This window comes from Nonomuraea sp. CA-141351 (assembly GCF_050944675.1).
Taxonomy (GTDB): domain Bacteria; phylum Actinomycetota; class Actinomycetes; order Streptosporangiales; family Streptosporangiaceae; genus Nonomuraea.
In genome coordinates, this window is record NZ_CP191982.1 from 7,405,846 (window position 1) to 7,420,344 (window position 14,499).

Sequence of the window (14,499 nt, forward strand, 5' to 3'; positions counted from 1 at the left end):
GGGTTCCGGCTTGCCAAAGGATTGAACACACGTTTAGCATCCTAAACATGTGTTCAGCCCCTTCGGACCTGACCGCGCAGGCCAAGATCCGCGACGCTGCCATCGCCCACTTCGCCCGCGACGGCTTCCAGAAGACGAACCTGCGGGCGATCGCCGCCACGGCGGGGGTGAGCGCCGGCCTGGTGATCCATCACTTCGGCAGCAAGGACAAGCTCCGGAGCGTCTGCGACGACCACGTGCTGGGCGTGCTGGTCCAGAGGGCGCAGGAGGCCGGGACGCCCGGCCTGCTGCGCGAGTTCATGTCCAATCCGGAGCAGTACCACCTTCAGGTGCGGTACATGGTGCGCGCGATCGAGGAGGACACGCCGGCCGCCGGCAGGTTCGTCGACACGATGGTGGCCGAGTCGGAGGCGATCCTTCACGCCGGGATGGCGGAGGGCTCGATGCGGCCGTCCTCGGACGTGCGGGCGCTGGCCGTGCTCACCGTGCTGAGCAGCCTGGCCATGCTGACCATGCCGCCGCCGATGGCCCGCGCGCTCGGGTACGACCGCTTCGGCCCCGAGGTCCTGCGGCGGATGGCGCTGCCCACGCTCGAGCTCTACACCCACGGCCTGTACGCGGACGACGCTCCGCTGAAGGCGGCACGGGCCGCCTGGGAGGCCTCACAAGAGAAAAGGGATGAGTGACCGATGGCAATCGCGCTTCCCGCCTTCACGCCGCTGCAGGAGACCCTGTGGCTGACGCTGTGCGGCAGGGCCCTGGACAACCGCCTCCCCCATCCCATCCTGGGCGACGAGATGGCCGACGAGATCGTGCGGGAGGCCGGCTACGACTACGCGAAGCTCCACATCCCCTCCAGCAGCGCCGTCTACATCGCGCACCGGGGCCAAGAAGCTGGACGAGATCGCGCGGCGGTTCATCGCCCGCCACCCCGACGCGATCGGCCTCGACCTCGGGGCCGGCCTGGACAGCCGGGCGCTCCGCATCGCCCCGCCACCCACCGCCGGCTGGCACGACGTCGACTTCGCCGAGGTCGTCACCGCCCGGCAGCGCCTGCTGCCGGAGCGCGCCAGGCCCCACGACATCGCCGCCGACGTCCTCGGCCCCGCATGGCTGGAGGCCCTGCCCACCGACCGGCCCGCGGTGATCGTCGCCGACGGGTTGATCGCGTTCCTGTCCATGGAGGAGATGATCTCCCTGGTCAACCGCCTGATCGACCACTTCCCCAGCGGCGAGATCGCCTTCAACGGCTACAGCACGTTCGCGAGTTCCCGCTGGGCCTGCGCCTGATGAACCGCCTGTCCGCGCCCATCGCGTCCTGGTCGCGGAAGGGCAACGTGGTTCTCCATTACCGCTTCTAGAGATACACTGATTATCAGTAGAACTGATGATCTGTGGAGCTGACCATGATTCTGATCACCGGCGGGCTGGGCTTCATCGGCACGCACACCACCCGGGCCCTGCTCGACCTGGGCGAGCCCTGCGTGCTCGTCCAGCGCAGGCCCGCCGTGGTGCCCGAGATGTTCGCCGACGAGCCTGTCATCGTCGAGCAGGCCGACCTCACCGACGAGTCCTCTCTCCTGGAGATCGGCAAGCGCCACGAGATCACCGGCATCGTGCACCTCGCCGGCTCCGTCCCGTGGCCGCCCGGCGCGTACGAGCCGATCGAGGGCGCGGAGAAGGCCGTGCGCAGCCTCCTGAACGTGTTCCGCGCCGCGAGCGAGTGGCAGGTGACCAGGGTCGGCGTGGCCAGCACGATCGGCGTGTACGGCGGCGTGCCCGGCGAGGGCGCGCTCAAAGAGGACGTGCCGCTGCCGATGACGGCCGGCCACCCGATCCCGGCGTTCAAGAAGATCGGCGAGCTGCTCACCGACTACCTCGCGGGAACCATGGGCATCGACGTGGTCGGCTACCGCATCGCCGCCATCTGGGGCCCGCTCGGCCACCAGCGGTCGCCGTTCTTCGCCGCGCCTCAGCTCGTGCACGCCGCCGCCCGCGGCACCGACCCCGACCTGTCCACGTTGCACACCGGCACACACCTGGGCGACGGCATCGACCTGTGTTACGTGAAGGACTGCGGGCGCGCGATCGCGCTGCTCCAGCTCGCGGACCGGCTGGCGCATCGCACGTACAACGTGGCCTCAGGGAGGTTGACGACCAACGGCGAGGTCGTCGCGGCGATCAGGAAGCTGGTCCCCGATGCCCGCGCCGGCCTCCCCGAGGGCCGCGACCCCGCGACGCCCGGCGTCTGGCTCGACACCACCCGGCTGCGCGAGGACACCGGGTACGAGCCCGCGTACGACACCGAGCGGGCGGTCGCCGACTACCTCGCCTGGCTGCGCGCCGGAAACGAGCGCTGAGCGAGGCAGTCGCGCGCCGGGACGATCGCGACGTCCCGTAGAACGCTGTGGCGCACCGTGGGCAGGACGCGTCCGCGGCATGCTCAGACCTGGAGCTGCTCGAGCCGCTCGACGGCGGCCAGCTCGGCCGAGAACCACTCGATGGTGCGGCACAGCCCTTCGGCCGCCGTCACCTGCGCCTGCCAGCCGAGCCGCTCGGCCGCCAGCGTCGTGTCGGGGCGGCGGACCCGGGGATCGTCGGCGGGGCGGTCGATGAACTCGATCTCCGACGACGACCCGGCCAGGTCCCGGATCGTCGTGGCCAGTTCCAGCATGGTGAGCTCGGCCGGGTTGCCGATGTTGACGGGCCCGGTGAAGTCGCTGCGGGCCATGGCCAGGATCCCGGACACGGTGTCGTCCACGTAGCAGATGGAGCGCGTCTGCGAGCCGTCGCCGGTGATCGTGATGGGCTCGCCGGTCAGCGCCTGCCTGATGAAGGTCGGGATCGCCCGGCCGTCGAACGGGCGCATGCGCGGCCCGTAGGTGTTGAAGATGCGCACGATCCCGGTGTCGGTGCCGCGCGAGTGCCGGTAGGCGGTGGTCAGGGACTCGGCGAAGCGCTTGGCCTCGTCGTAGACGCTGCGCGGGCCGACCGGGTTGACGTTGCCCCAGTACGTCTCGCGCTGCGGATGCTCGAGCGGGTCGCCGTACACCTCGCTGGTCGAGGCCAGGATGAACCTGGCGCCCTTCTCCCTGGCCAGGCCCAGCGCGTGCAGCGTGCCGACGCTGCCGACCCGGAGGGTCTCGATCGGGTAGCGCAGGTAGTCGGCCGGCGAGGCGGCCGAGGCGAAGTGCAGCACGAGATCCAGCCGGTCCGGCACGTGCACGTACCCGGTCAGGTCGCACTCGATGATCCGGAACTCGGGCCGGTCGATCAGGTGCTCGACGTTGCGCGGGCCGCCGGTGAGGAAGCTGTCCATGCAGACGACCTCCGCACCCTCCTCCAGCAGCCGCTCGCACAGGTAGGAACCAAGGAACCCGGCGCCCCCGGTGACCAGAGCCCTCATGACGTGACCTCCAAGACAGCGTCGACTACTTCGGAAACCTCGATCTTCAGCAGTCCGGGGTCGGGTCGCTGCCCGTGCGGATCCCCGTTCCTGCCCGCCCACAGCGCCACGTGGCGCCAGCCGGGCGGCGGCCCCCACAGAGCGGGAGACACCGGCCCGAACAGCACCACCGACGGCACGCAGAACGCCGTCGCCAGGTGCGCGACGCCGGTGTCCCCGCAGACCACCAGCCGCGCCCTGCTCACCAGGTCGATCAGGTCCGCCAGCTCGGTACGCCCGGCCAGCATCCGCTCCGGAGGAAGCCCCGCCAGCTCGGCGACCCTCCTTGCCAGCGGCACCTCTTCGGAGTTCCCCGTGACGACCACGTCGTCGAGCGCCGCCGCCACCTCGGCGAACCGCTCGGGCGGCCAGCGCCGCGCTGGATAGGCGGCGCCCGGATGCACGATCGTGGGCCCCATACGGTCGGAGATGCCGAGCGTCAGGTCCGCGGGGTCGGCGGGGATGCCGTGCCATTCCAGCAGTCCGCACCAGCGCCGCACCTCGTGGACGCCCTCCGGATACAGCGGACCCGTGCCGAAGCTGATCAAGCGGCCCGGCTCCGTGCGGCGCAGCGCATCGATGCTCTGCGGCCCCTTGCCGTGCAGGTTGACCGCGATGTCGGGCCGCTCGAACGGCACGGGTCCCGGGCCCGACACGTCGACCTGGTCGTCCACCGCGGCGGTCAGCGGCAGCAGTGCCTCCAGCGCCCGCGGCGCGGCGAGCGTGATCCGGTGGCGGGGAAAGGCCTGGCGCAGCGCCCGCAGGGCGGGCACGGCCGTGAGCAGGTCGCCCAGGCCGAGCCCGCGCAGCACGAGGAGTTCTAGGGCCATGACGTCTCCGTGGACGGGCAGACGACGAGCTCTCTCACCTCGCATCCGGCGGGCTGCCGCAGCGCGAAGACCACGCTCTGGGCGACGTCGGCCGGGTCGTTCAGCCCGGCCTCCGGTCCGGGTTTGTACTGTTCCGGCCGGCCGTCGAAGAAGGCCGTGCGCATGCCGCCCGGGACGAGCAGCGTCACTCCGACCTCGCCGCGCAGCTCGACGGCCAGGGCCCTGGTGAGGCCGACGACGCCGAACTTCGACGCCGAGTACGCCGAGGCGTCGCTGAGCGGCCTCAGCCCGAGCGTGGACGCGCAGGTGACGATCTTGCCGCGGGTGTGCTTCAGGTACGGCAGCGCCGCCCGCACGACCGAGGCCGTGCCGAGCAGGTTCACCCGGATCACCCGCTCCCAGTCGTCGGCCGGGACGTCCTCCAGCCGCCCGCAGGCGTCGATCCCCGCGGCCGTCACCACGCCGTCCAGCCCGCCGGCCCGCTCGGCCAGCTCGCGTACCGCCCGCTCGGCCTCCCCCCGGTCGGCGAGGTCGGCCGTGACGTGCTCGAAGCGCTGGTCCGGCGGGCGCTTGTCGACGACCAGCGCTCGCCAGCCCTCCTTCTCCACGGCTTCGGCGGTGGCCAGTCCGAGCCCGGAGGCTCCCCCGGTGATCAAAATGTTCACTGGATCTCCCTGATCAGATTCGTTGTCGAACGTCCCGGCAGCGTGCTCAGCACGACGGTCTCCGCGCCGAGCGCGGCCAGGACCTTGGATTCGGGCAGCTTCTCCCCCTCGTAGTCGCCGCCCTTCACCCACACGTCGGGGCGCAGCAGCTCGATGGCGCGCGCCGGGGTGTCCTCGTCGAACACGAGCACCGCGTCCACGCAGCCCAGCGCTCTGAGCACCTCGACCCGGTCGCGCACGTCCACGACCGGCCTGGACGATCCCTTCAGCCTGCGCACCGACGCGTCGGAGTTGACGCAGACGACGAGCGCGTCGCCCAGCGCCCTGGCCCGCCGCAGCAGGCTCACGTGCCCGGCGTGCAGCAGGTCGAAGCAGCCGCCGGTGGCGATCAGGCGGCCGCCGTACGCGCGGGTGAGCCTGGCCACCTCGACAGCCGTGCGCGGCCGGTCGCCGAGCTGCTGCTCCTGGACCTTCACGCCGGCGGACCCGCCGCGCTCCACGAAGCGCGAGGCCTCGCCGACGCCGATGATGACCGCCTCCTGGAGGCCGGTGCCGTCACGCAGCGCGAGCGCGGCGGCGGAGGCGAGCCGGTCGCCCGCTCCGCACGCGTCCCGGTTGCCTGCCAGCACCGGCGGCGGAACCTGGGTGAGCGGGCCGCCCTGGACGGCGAGCGCGGCCCCGCGCTCGCCGGTCGTGACGGCCACCGCCCTGGCCTGCAGCTCCCGCACCAGGCGGCGGGCCGCCTGGTCGGGGCCGTGGTAGCCGGAGCGGCACAGCACCTTCGCCTCCGCCTCGCTCGGCGTCAGCAGCGTGCAGCCGGGCATCGGCTGCACGCCTTTGGGGTGCGGGTCCCACACCACCGGAACACCGGCGTCGTGCAGCAGTTCGCGGGCCATCCTGGCCACGCCTCTGCCGTAGTCGGAGACCAGCACGGCGCCGGCCTGTTCGACGGCCCGCGCGGCCTCCGCCGTGGGGGCGTACCTGGCCGTGCCGTCGCCGGAGTCCAGCCGGATGAGGGTCTGGCCGCGCGCCCTGACCCTGGTCTTGCGCACGGTGCCGCCGCGCAGCGGCAGGCGTACCAGGTCGACCTCCTCCGACAGCAGGCCGCACAGGCGGCGGCCGTCGGGATCGTCGCCGATCGCCGTGACCAGCACGACGTCCGCGCCGTCGCGGGCGGCCAGCAGCGCCGCCAGGCCCGCCCCGCCGGGACGGGCCTGCTCGGCGGAGACGTCCACCACCGGGACGGGGGCCTCCGGGCAGAGCCGCTCGGCGTCGCCCTCGACGTCCACGTCCAGCAGTGTGTCCCCGATGACGACGAGCGATCCCGTCACAGTGCCTCCTCGACCGCGTCGCACAGCAGGTGTATCAGGGCGAGGTGCACCTCCTGCACGGTCGCCGTCTCCTCCCCCGGCACGGCGACGGTCTCGTCGCACAACTCGGCCAGCGGGTTCGGCGCGGGGCCGGTCATGGCCCAGGCGAGGATGCCGCCCTCCTGCGCCGCCCTCGCCGCGGCCAGCACGTTCGAGCTGGTGCCGCTGGTGGACAGGCACAGCAGCACGTCGCCTGGCCTGCCGTGGGCGCGTACCTGCCGGGCGTAGATCTGCTCGGCGCCGAAGTCGTTGGCGATCGCCGTCAGCGACGAGCCGTCGGCGTGCAACGGGATCGCCGCGTACGGCTGCCTGTCGTCCCTGAACCTGCCGACCAGCTCGGCCGTCAGGTGCTGCGCCTCAGCGGCCGAGCCGCCGTTGCCGCAGGCCAGCAGCCTGCCCCCGGCCGACAGCACGCCGGCCAGCTTCCCACCCCAGGCACGGACGGTGACCGCCTGGTCATCGACCTTCTCCAGGGTCGTCCAGAGCTTTTCCAGATGTGCGTCCACGATCAACCCCCCAGAGCGGCCAGGCGGCATACCTTGCCGTCGATGACCTGCGTGTACACGGCCTCGGTCAGCTCGGCCACGCGCGGCCAGCCGTACCTCTCGCGGGCCCTGCGCGCCCCCGCCGCGCCGAGGGCCGCCCGCTTGTCCGGGTCTTCGAGCAGGTCGCGCAGCGCCCTGCCCAGGGCGCGCGGGCGGCGCGGCGGCACCAGCACGCCGCAGCCGGCGACCGTGTCCAGGTGCCCGCCGACCGCCGAGGCCACGACCGGCACGCCGCACGCCATCGCCTCGACCGGCACCATGCCGAACGGCTCGTACCACGGCACCGTCACCACGACGTCGGCCGAGCGCATCAGCGCAGGCACGCGCTCGCGTGGCACGCTGCCTATCACGTGCACCCGCCGTTCGATCCCGTACGCCCGCGCCAGCCCCCGCAGCCTGACCGCCTCGTCGTCCTCCTGGCTGCCGCCCGCGATCACCAGCTCGGCGTCCGGGAGCTGGCGCAGCGTCCTGATCACGGTGTCCACGCCCTTGCGCGGCACCATCCTGCCGATGCAGAGGATCAGCTTGCCCGCGGTGCGCGGCGCCACCGGCCCCTCGGGGCAGAACGTCCGCAGGTCCACCCCGCAGGGCACGACCGTGATGTGCTGCTCGGGGATGCCCATCGCGCGCAGCTCGTTCACCTCGTCACCGCAGGTGGCCAGCACGGCGTCGGCGCGCTTGCCGATCTCGCGCTCGGTGGCGATCCGGTGCTGGGGGCTGGTGTCGGCGTCGCCCTGCCAGCGCCGCTTGACCGTGCCGAGCGCGTGGAACGTCTGCACCACCGGCACCCCTTCGGCCGCCTGCAGCGCGGCCTGCCCGCTCATCCAGAAGTGCGCGTGCGCGACGTCCGGCGGGCTCACGGCCCAGCGGTCGGCCAGGCGCTCGGTGAACTCCGCCATGTACGGGGGCAGCTCGTCTTTGGGGACGGGGGCGGGGGGGCCGGCCTTGACGTACTCGACCGTGACGCCCGGCGCCATGGTCACCGACTCGGGTTGCCGCTCGGATGAGCGCCGGGTGTGGACGACGATCGTGTGCCCGCGTTCGGCCAGCGCGAGCGCCAGCGCGGCGACGTGCACGTTCTGGCCGCCGGCGTCGACGCCGCCGATCGCCGCCAGCGGATCCGCGTGCTCGGAGATGAGATCGACCTTCACTGAGTCAGCTCCCTCACTGCCTTGACCACCTGCTCACTGGTCACATGGGACAGGCACGGGTGTCCGGGTACCGGGCAGGTACGCGCTCTGCTTCCGCGGCAGGGCGCGTCTTGGTCGCCGAGCAGCACCGTGGGCACCCCGTACGGGGCCCACCGCGCCGCCGGAACGACGGGGGCGAACAGGCTCACGACCGGCGTCCCGACCGCCGCGGCCAAGTGCGCTGGGCCGGTGTTGCCCGCCACGAGGACGCCGGCACGCTCGATCACGGCGGCCAGTTGGGCAAAAGTGGTCACGCCTCCGAGGTCGGCCGCGAGATCGCCGGCCACGTAGGCTGTGAGGTCACGTTCTGTGCCGGTCACGAAGACCCGGTGTCCGTCCTCGACCAGCTCCCTCACGGTCTGCCGATGCCGGTCGGCCGGCCAGGTCCGTGCGGGGGCCGATGTCCCCGGGTGCACCACGACATACGTGCCTTTTCCTTTGCCGGCATCGGCGCCGACGCCTAGCAGGTGCCCTATTTCTTTGCCTATATCCGGCAATGGCCGCTGAACAGCGAGTTTGCCGTCATCGCCCTTCGGCAGTTCGAACCCCGCCGCCCTGGCGACCCCCAGCATCCGCTCGGCCTCCGGCACGTCGATGTTCTCGTCCACGACGTGCCGGACGTCCAGGAGCGAGCCGGGGTAGTCGTTGCTGATGGCGGTGATCCTGCGGACGCCCGCCATCCTGAGCAGGAGCGCCAGCGGGAGCGCCGACTGATGGAACGAGGTGAGGAGCAACGCCTCGTCCACGTCTGTGATCTTGGCCACCAGGTCGGCGACCTGGCCTTTGCTGACGGGCGGCGGGGTGTGGTCGATCCACGGGGCCCGCCACTCGATGACCTGGTCCACGCCGGGCAGCAGCTCGGCGGCCTGCCTGCCGTTCGGGCCTGCCAGGAAGACGATCTCGCGGGCCAGCGTGCGCACGGCCCTGACGGCCGGTCCGGCCAGCAGCACGTCGCCCGCGTCGTCCAGCCGCGCCACCAGCACCCGGCCCCGGTCCTCTCCGTCCCGGCGCCGCTCCGGCTGGGCGATCGCCGACGTGGCGGTCTCGCGCGCGGCTTCGGCGGCGTCCACCGTCGTGCACCGCCTCGGACCGCACAGCGTTGCAGACATGCGACCGCTCATCGCCGCGCCCTCCATTCCCCCCGCAGCCGGTGCACGCAGGCGACCGGCGGGATCACGACGCTGGTGACGACCATCCGCCACATTTCCCGGGGGGTACGCGGGCCCGGCGCGATGCGCCGCCACGCGAACTCGGCGGTCATCGCGGCCCACGCGGCACCCGCCAGCCCGGCCAGCACCCGCACCCCCGCCTCCGGGGCCCGCTCCATGAGGTGCGCACCGGCTCGCCGGCGACCGGGCCCGAGCGGTGGCATGCCACCGTGGCGGCTCGGCCGCGTGAGCAGCCCTCCCCCGGGCCACGCGCGGAGCCGCCCGAGGGCCCGTCCGCCGGGCCGGCCGGAGAGCCGCGCACCGGTGCGCCCAGCCAAGCGCCGGCCCAAAGGACCGCCGAAGTGCCCGCGGGTGCGGAGTGTGGCGGCGGCCAGGGTCAGAGCCGCGAGCGCGGCCGCCGTGGTGGCCGCGTGCAGGCGCAGGCGGCCACGCCCGCCGCCGATGGCCGTGCGCCAGCCGGGCCCGTGCAGGCGGCGCATGAGCGCGTCGTCCGCGTTGCCGCGCTGGAAGCGCACGCTCGCCCAGAACCCGTCCTCACGCACCGGATGCGCCGTCACCCGAGCGCCCTTGACGAGCCGGTGCCCCGCCCGCGACACCCTCAGCGCCAGGTCGGCGTCCTCCCGGTACGCCCGGGGGAAACGCTCGTCGAAACCCCCTACCGACTCCAGCACCGACCGCCGGTAGGCCATGTCGGCGGTCACCCACAGCGCGTCGGCGAGCCCGGCGGTGTTCCGCTCCGCGTCGGTGGGCCGCCGGTCGGCCGGCAGCGGCACCTCGATGCGCCCCTGGCTGCCCGCCACGTCCTCGGGCAGGTCGACCAGGTCCTTCCAGACCGCCTCGGCCCACCCGGGCGACGGGACCACGTCGTCGTCCAGGAACACCACCCACGGCGTCTCCGCGGCCCGCCACCCGGCGTTGCGCGCCGCCGCGGGCCCGCGGCCGCCGGACCGTACGACCCGTACCTGATCAGGTCCTACGTGATCGGGCACGGAGAGGCCGGACGCGCGCGTGTCGTCCACCACGATCACCGGGACGCCGGAGCCGACACCCGCCAGCGTGTCACGCAGCGTGGGCCGTCCGACTGTGGGGATCACCACGGTGATCACGAGCCGAACACCTCCCCGCGCCGCACCAGGTACGGCCCCAGGGCGAGCACGTCCACCGGCGAGGACCCGAAGCACTCCAGCGCGTCACGGGGATCGTCGACCATGGGCCGCCCGGCGGTGTTGAGGCTCGTGTTGACCACCACGGGCAGCCCCGTACGCGCCTCGAACTCGCTCAGCACCCGCGCCATCAGCGGCTGCGTGCCGGGCGAGACGGTCTGGATGCGCGCGGTCCCGTCCACGTGCACCACCGCGGGGATGCGCGGCGCCCAGTCGGGATGCACGTCGTGGACGAACAGCATGTACGGCGAGGGCACCGGCCCGCGCCCGAAGATCTCCGCGGCCCGCGACTCCAGCACCATCGGTGCGATGGGCCTGAACTGCTCGCGCCCTTTGACGTCGTTCAGCCGCTCGGTGTTGCGCGCGTGCCCGGGATGGGCCAGCAGCGACCGGTGCCCGAGCGCCCGCGGCCCGTACTCCGACCGTCCCTGGAACCAGGCCACGATCTTGTCGGCGGCCAGCTCGGCGGCCACCGCGGCGCCCAGGTCGGCGGGGCGGGTGTGCGGCACGCGGGCCACGTCCAGCCAGGCGCCCAGCTCCTCGTCGGTGAAGCCGCGCCCGAGCGCCGCGCCCGGCATGGGCCCGGCCGGCTCGCCGTAGACCTGCGCGAGGTGGAGCGCTCCACCCAGCGCGGTGCCCGAGTCGCCCGCCGCCGGTTGCACCCACACCTCGTCGAACGGCCCCTCGTCCAGCAGCCGCGTGTTGGCCACGCAGTTCAGCGCCACGCCGCCGGCGAGCGCGAGCCGCCGTTCGCCGGTGCGATCGTGCAGCCAGCGCACCAGCTCCAGCAGCACCTCCTCCAGCCGGGCCTGCACGCTGGCGGCCAGATCGGCGTGGTCGGAAGTCCAGGCGGCGCCCTTGCGCAGCGCCTTGGCGTAGCCGTTCCAGTCGACCGGCTCGACGCGGAACCCGCCGTCCGCGGTCGTGTAGATCACTTCGCGCAGCGCCTCCAGGTGCCGCGGGCGGCCGTACGAGGCCAGCGCCATGACCTTGTACTCGTCGCTGGAGCGCAGGAAGCCCAGGTGCTCGGTGACGTCCTCGTACATCAGGCCGAGCGAGTGCGGCAGCTCCTGCGCGGCCAGCACCTCCAGCTCGCCGTCCCGGTAGCGGCCCGCCAGATGTGAGACGTTCTCGCCGCGCCCGTCGCACACCAGCACCGCGCAGTCGCGCCAGGGCGAGGCCAGCCCCGCCGACGCGGCGTGCGCCACGTGGTGCGGGACGTAGGTGACCTGGCCGGGATCCAGCCCGGGCAGCGCCGTGGCCAGGAACGCCGGGGCGCGCACCGCGTACTTCGTGCGCAGGTCCTCCCAGTCGCCCTCCGGCCGCTGCACGACCAGCGACGGGTCGTAGGAGTAGGCGACGGCGTCGATGTCCTCGGGGGAGAGTCCCGCCTCGCGCAGGCACCAGGCGGCGGCCTGCTCGGGCAGCTCCCACGCGGAGAACGCCAGGGGCCGCTTGCCGTGTTTGCGGCGGCTGAAGCGTTCCTCCTCCGCCGCGGCCACGATCTTCCCGTCGGCCACCAGGGCGGCGGCCGGGTCGTGGAAGATCGCGTTGATGCCGAGAAACCTCATCTTTCCTCCCCCGGAGTTGTCGAGAACCGCTACCGAGAGGAGCGACTCCCAAACATTGCCCAGGCCGCCGAGGTGCGCGAACAGGCGTAACCGCCTGGGATTCATCACTCTGAGTAGTTGTTTGCAGGGTCGGGCCCCGGGTAGCTGGCGGGCACGCGACGGAGGTGAAAGTGTTCGAAAAGCGACGTCCCGGCGCCGTACTCTTCGACCGGGACGGAACCTTGATCAGGGACGTGCCGTACAACGGCGACCCGGGCCTCGTCGAGCCCATGCCGGGCGCGGTGGAGGCGGTGGCCAGGCTCAGACGGGCCGAGGTGCCGGTGGCCGTGGTCACCAATCAGTCGGGCGTGGCCAAGGGCCTGCTGTCCGCGGACGACATGGACCAGGTGAACGCCAGGGTGGAGGAGCTGCTCGGCCCGTTCGACGCGTGGGCGATCTGCGTGCACGACGACGCCGACGGCTGCACCTGTCGCAAACCCGCGCCCGGGCTCGTGATCAGAGCCGCCGCCATCCTGGACGTCAGCCCCCGTGACTGCGTGGTCGTGGGCGACATCGGCAGGGACATGGACGCGGCCAGGGCCGCCGGAGCCAGGGGCATCCTGGTGCCGACCAAGCAGACGCGGCGGGAGGAGATCGAGCAGGCCGCCGAGGTCGCGGACGACCTGACCGACGTCGTGGAACGGGTGCTGAGCGACATGGACGGCCCCGGGCTGGCCGTCTCGGCGCCGTGGGCGCGGGCTATGGGCTGGAGCCGCTGGTGAGGGTCCTCATCTGGCACGTACACGGCTCGTGGACCAGCGCCTTCATCAGGGGCGGGCACGAGTACGTGCTTCCGCTCGTCCCCGGCCGTGGTCCCGACGGCCGGGGACGCGCCCAGACGTTCGACTGGCCCGGGACCGCCCGCGAGGTGCCTTTCGACCGGCTCCGCCACGAGCCCATAGACGTGGCCGTCTACCAGCGCCCGCACGAGCCCGAGCTGGCCCGCGAGTGGCTCGGCCGCGACGTGCCCGGCGTGTACGTGGAGCACAACACCCCGGCGGGCGACGTGCCGCGCGCCCGGCACCCGCTGGCCGATCAGAGCGACATCACGCTGGTGCACGTCACCCACTTCAACGAGCTGTACTGGGACAACGGCCGGGCCCGCACCCGCGTCGTCGAGCACGGAGTCCCCGACCCCGGCCACCTGTACACTGGCGAGCTGCCCCGGGCGGGCGTGGTGGTCAACGAGCCGGTACGCCGCACCAGGGTCGCCGGGACCGACCTGCTGCCGCGCTTCGCCGAGCGGGTGCCGCTGGACGTGTTCGGGATGAAGGTGGAGGGGCTGCCGTACGGCACCTATGAGGACCTGCCGCAGCACGTCATGCACGCCGAGCTGGCCCGGCGCCGGGTCTACCTGCACCCCTACCGGTGGACGTCGCTCGGGCTCGCGCTCATCGAGGCCATGACCCTGGGCCTGCCGGTCGTCGCGCTGGCCGCCACCGAGGCGATCGAGGCCGTGCCACAGGAGGCCGGTGTGCTGTCCACGAAGGTGAACGTGCTCGCCGACGCGCTGCACGCGTTCGCGGCGGATCCGGAGCACGCCGCGCAGGCGGGCAAGGCCGCGCGAGCGGCGGCCCTGGCCCGCTACGGGCTCGGCAGGTTCCTGTCGGACTGGGATCGGCTGCTCGCCGAGGTATGAGAGCTGGTCGAGTGGGTAGGCGCCAAGGTCATGATGATGCTCGACTGGACCCGCAGGGCCGCCTGCCTCGACTTGGACCCGGAGTTGTTCTTCCCGATATCGGTGGAAGGGCCGAGCCAGTCCCAGGTCGAGCAGGCCAAACATGTGTGCACCGGCTGCCCCGTCCGCGAACCGTGCCTGGAGTACGCGCTGGCCACCAGGCAGGCGTACGGAGTGTGGGGCGGCACCGACGCCGCCCAGCGCAGGGAGCTGAGCCTGGCGGGGGCACACCGGAGATAACTCAGCCCGGCAGGGCCTCCGCGAGAAAGCGTTCGCGCTCGGCCGCCTCGAGGTGGTCGCTGAACAGCACGCCGTCGAGATGGTCGACCTCGTGCTGCAGCACCCGGGCCAGCACCCCGAGCGCACGAACCGTCGCGGGCTTGCCGAACATGTCGCGGCCACGCGCCGTGACCATGTAGGAACGTTCCAGTGGCCACCACACTCCCGGGGCCGACAGGCACGCCTCGTCGGCGGTGACCCGCTGCTCCGACAGCTCCAGACGCGGATTGACGAGGTGGCCGGACTTGCCGTCGTAGGAGTAGACCACCACCCGTACCGGCTCCCCGATCTGCGGCGCCGCCAGGCCCGCCCGGCCGGCGCCCGCGCGCATGGTGGCGGTCAGCGACTTCACCAGCCGCCGCAGCTCACGATCGAAGTCCAGCACCGGCGCCGCCACCGAGCGGAGCACCGGATCGTCGAACACGCGAATAGGCCGGACCGTCACACGCAACTCCCCGATAGGCCGCGTCGTCACGATGAACGTTTCCCGCGACCGCGCCTCGCCAATCCCCAAGCCTCTGCCTTGTAGCACAGCGGTAACAGAAGAGACCCGTG

The 14,499-nt window shown here is 72.7% G+C and carries 16 protein-coding genes; 6 read left to right on the forward strand and 10 right to left on the reverse strand.

Features of this window, described 5'->3' with window-relative positions; genetic code table 11:
• Positions 1 to 47: 47 nt before the first annotated feature.
• The 3 genes from ACQPWU_RS34980 to ACQPWU_RS34990 all read left to right on the forward strand — a co-directional run bounded on the left by ACQPWU_RS34980 (position 48) and on the right by ACQPWU_RS34990 (position 2,360).
• On the forward strand, positions 48 to 686 hold the full coding sequence (locus ACQPWU_RS34980) for a TetR family transcriptional regulator (protein ID WP_433429501.1): 639 nt from the start codon (positions 48 to 50) through the stop codon (positions 684 to 686).
• A gap of 277 nt (positions 687 to 963) precedes the next feature.
• Positions 964 to 1,290: a class I SAM-dependent methyltransferase gene (locus ACQPWU_RS34985; protein WP_433445363.1), complete on the forward strand. Its 327-nt coding sequence runs from the start codon at positions 964 to 966 to the stop codon at positions 1,288 to 1,290.
• A gap of 116 nt (positions 1,291 to 1,406) precedes the next feature.
• On the forward strand, positions 1,407 to 2,360 hold the full coding sequence (locus tag ACQPWU_RS34990) for an NAD-dependent epimerase/dehydratase family protein (RefSeq protein WP_433429503.1): 954 nt from the start codon (positions 1,407 to 1,409) through the stop codon (positions 2,358 to 2,360).
• A gap of 83 nt (positions 2,361 to 2,443) precedes the next feature.
• Here the strand turns inward: ACQPWU_RS34990 and ACQPWU_RS34995 are convergent, their stop codons facing one another.
• Genes ACQPWU_RS34995 through ACQPWU_RS35035 form a run of 9 tightly spaced genes read right to left on the reverse strand, consistent with a single transcriptional unit; the run spans position 2,444 to position 11,948 of the window.
• A complete protein-coding gene (locus ACQPWU_RS34995; protein WP_433429505.1) occupies positions 2,444 to 3,406 on the reverse strand; it encodes a UDP-glucuronic acid decarboxylase family protein in 963 nt (320 codons plus the stop codon).
• A complete protein-coding gene (locus tag ACQPWU_RS35000) occupies positions 3,403 to 4,275 on the reverse strand; it encodes a glycosyltransferase family 9 protein (RefSeq protein WP_433429506.1) in 873 nt (290 codons plus the stop codon). Before ACQPWU_RS35000 ends, ACQPWU_RS34995 begins: the two co-directional genes overlap by 4 nt.
• Positions 4,266 to 4,940 (reverse strand): SDR family oxidoreductase, encoded by a 675-nt coding sequence (locus ACQPWU_RS35005; RefSeq protein ID WP_433429507.1) that lies wholly within the window; start codon positions 4,938 to 4,940, stop codon positions 4,266 to 4,268. Before ACQPWU_RS35005 ends, ACQPWU_RS35000 begins: the two co-directional genes overlap by 10 nt.
• Positions 4,937 to 6,271: a PfkB family carbohydrate kinase gene (locus tag ACQPWU_RS35010; protein ID WP_433429509.1), complete on the reverse strand. Its 1,335-nt coding sequence runs from the start codon at positions 6,269 to 6,271 to the stop codon at positions 4,937 to 4,939. The genes ACQPWU_RS35005 and ACQPWU_RS35010 overlap by 4 nt, the downstream gene beginning before the upstream one ends.
• Positions 6,268 to 6,816 (reverse strand): D-sedoheptulose-7-phosphate isomerase, encoded by a 549-nt coding sequence (locus ACQPWU_RS35015; protein ID WP_433429511.1) that lies wholly within the window; start codon positions 6,814 to 6,816, stop codon positions 6,268 to 6,270. The genes ACQPWU_RS35010 and ACQPWU_RS35015 overlap by 4 nt, the downstream gene beginning before the upstream one ends.
• A 2-nt stretch (positions 6,817 to 6,818) precedes the next feature.
• Positions 6,819 to 8,006: a glycosyltransferase gene (locus ACQPWU_RS35020; RefSeq protein WP_433429513.1), complete on the reverse strand. Its 1,188-nt coding sequence runs from the start codon at positions 8,004 to 8,006 to the stop codon at positions 6,819 to 6,821.
• Positions 8,003 to 9,154: a glycosyltransferase family 9 protein gene (locus ACQPWU_RS35025; protein ID WP_433429515.1), complete on the reverse strand. Its 1,152-nt coding sequence runs from the start codon at positions 9,152 to 9,154 to the stop codon at positions 8,003 to 8,005. Before ACQPWU_RS35025 ends, ACQPWU_RS35020 begins: the two co-directional genes overlap by 4 nt.
• Before the next feature lie 8 nt (positions 9,155 to 9,162).
• Positions 9,163 to 10,320, reverse strand: coding sequence for a glycosyltransferase family 2 protein (locus tag ACQPWU_RS35030; RefSeq protein WP_433429516.1), 1,158 nt, complete (start codon positions 10,318 to 10,320; stop codon positions 9,163 to 9,165).
• Complete coding sequence (locus ACQPWU_RS35035; RefSeq protein ID WP_433429518.1) at positions 10,317 to 11,948, reverse strand: carbamoyltransferase family protein; 1,632 nt, start codon at positions 11,946 to 11,948, stop codon at positions 10,317 to 10,319. Before ACQPWU_RS35035 ends, ACQPWU_RS35030 begins: the two co-directional genes overlap by 4 nt.
• A gap of 170 nt (positions 11,949 to 12,118) precedes the next feature.
• On the opposite strand from ACQPWU_RS35035, the gene ACQPWU_RS35040 reads away from it, so the two are divergent.
• From ACQPWU_RS35040 to ACQPWU_RS35050, 3 genes are read left to right on the forward strand one after another with little or no spacing between them, the layout of a single operon-like run.
• Positions 12,119 to 12,709 (forward strand): D-glycero-alpha-D-manno-heptose-1,7-bisphosphate 7-phosphatase, encoded by a 591-nt coding sequence (locus ACQPWU_RS35040; protein WP_433429519.1) that lies wholly within the window; start codon positions 12,119 to 12,121, stop codon positions 12,707 to 12,709.
• Complete coding sequence (locus ACQPWU_RS35045) at positions 12,706 to 13,626, forward strand: glycosyltransferase (RefSeq protein ID WP_433429521.1); 921 nt, start codon at positions 12,706 to 12,708, stop codon at positions 13,624 to 13,626. The genes ACQPWU_RS35040 and ACQPWU_RS35045 overlap by 4 nt, the downstream gene beginning before the upstream one ends.
• Before the next feature lie 30 nt (positions 13,627 to 13,656).
• Positions 13,657 to 13,905 carry a WhiB family transcriptional regulator gene (locus tag ACQPWU_RS35050; protein WP_433429522.1) on the forward strand — a complete coding sequence of 83 codons (249 nt, stop codon included), beginning with the start codon at positions 13,657 to 13,659 and terminating at the stop codon, positions 13,903 to 13,905.
• 1 nt (position 13,906) lies between these two features.
• On the opposite strand, the gene ACQPWU_RS35055 is transcribed toward ACQPWU_RS35050, so the two are convergent.
• Positions 13,907 to 14,389 carry a peptide deformylase gene (locus ACQPWU_RS35055; protein WP_433429523.1) on the reverse strand — a complete coding sequence of 161 codons (483 nt, stop codon included), beginning with the start codon at positions 14,387 to 14,389 and terminating at the stop codon, positions 13,907 to 13,909.
• Positions 14,390 to 14,499: the final 110 nt, after the last annotated feature.

Bases quoted from the DNA above. Each gene is read 5' to 3' on its own strand.
- ACQPWU_RS34995 (WP_433429505.1), bottom strand. From the start codon at position 3,406: ATGAGGGCTCTGGTCACCGGGGGCGCCGGGTTCCTTGGTTCCTACCTG.
- ACQPWU_RS34980 (WP_433429501.1), top strand. From the start codon at position 48: ATGTGTTCAGCCCCTTCGGACCTGACCGCGCAGGCCAAGATCCGCGAC.
- ACQPWU_RS35025 (WP_433429515.1), bottom strand. From the start codon at position 9,154: ATGTCTGCAACGCTGTGCGGTCCGAGGCGGTGCACGACGGTGGACGCC.
- ACQPWU_RS35035 (WP_433429518.1), bottom strand. From the start codon at position 11,948: ATGAGGTTTCTCGGCATCAACGCGATCTTCCACGACCCGGCCGCCGCC.
- ACQPWU_RS34990 (WP_433429503.1), top strand. From the start codon at position 1,407: ATGATTCTGATCACCGGCGGGCTGGGCTTCATCGGCACGCACACCACC.
- ACQPWU_RS35000 (WP_433429506.1), bottom strand. From the start codon at position 4,275: ATGGCCCTAGAACTCCTCGTGCTGCGCGGGCTCGGCCTGGGCGACCTG.
- ACQPWU_RS35050 (WP_433429522.1), top strand. From the start codon at position 13,657: ATGATGATGCTCGACTGGACCCGCAGGGCCGCCTGCCTCGACTTGGAC.